The organism is Streptococcus vestibularis ATCC 49124, assembly GCF_000188295.1.
GTDB classification, from domain to species: Bacteria; Bacillota; Bacilli; order Lactobacillales; family Streptococcaceae; genus Streptococcus; species Streptococcus vestibularis.
In genome coordinates this window covers 1-679 of the sequence record NZ_GL831128.1, presented here as the reverse complement: position 1 = coordinate 679, position 679 = coordinate 1, and the positions used below count along the sequence as shown (strand labels likewise).

The 679-nt window shown below is 37.3% G+C and carries 1 protein-coding gene; it reads left to right on the top strand.

Annotated elements, in window-relative coordinates:
• Nucleotides 1-127 precede the first annotated feature (127 nt).
• The gene (gene tnpA / locus HMPREF9425_RS09055; RefSeq protein WP_003093517.1) at nucleotides 128-601 is read left to right on the top strand and encodes an IS200/IS605 family transposase; all 474 of its coding nucleotides are present in this window, start codon (nucleotides 128-130) and stop codon (nucleotides 599-601) included.
• The last annotated feature ends 78 nt before the right edge of the window (nucleotides 602-679 follow it).

Here is a 679-nt window from a genome sequence, read left to right as displayed (position 1 = left end):
ACGAAAACCACTAGCTATGCTAGTGGTTCCGAAAAGCTTTTAGCGATGTATCAAAAAAGTCCCCCTAAAGTGTTATATTAGATAAGGTTTCCCAACCACTAACTAATATACAAAAGGAGGCCCCCTGATGAGACAGGATAATAATAGTTTAGCACATACTACATGGAATTGTAAGTATCATATTGTGTTCGCACCCAAATATCGACGTCAGATAATTTATGGAAAATACAAAGCAAGTATTGGTCAAATCTTACGTTTATTATGTGAAAGAAAAGGCGTTGAAATTCATGAAGCAGAAGCTTGCCCAGATCATATTCACATGTTGGTGAGTATACCACCGAAACTAAGTATTTCCTCATTTATGGGATATTTAAAGGGCAAAAGTAGTTTAATGATATTTGATCGACACGCTAATTTAAAGTATAAATATGGGAATCGCAAATTTTGGTGTCGAGGATTTTATGTTGATACGGTTGGACGAAATCAGAAGCGAATTGAAGAATATATTCGTAATCACTTACAAGAAGACGTGATAGCAGATCAGCTAAGTCTATTTGAGGAGTATGATCCGTTTACAGGTGAGAAGAATAAAAGAAAGTAATCTTAAAGAGACCCGCTAGACGGGTCAGCTAGTAAAGGTGGTGCTGAAGGGAAACCATTCGGTAGGCCTTTAGGCCTC

What these genes read in the sequence shown, in the direction of transcription:
- tnpA (WP_003093517.1), top strand. Translation starts at nt 128, where the DNA reads ATGAGACAGGATAATAATAGTTTAGCACATACTACATGGAATTGTAAG.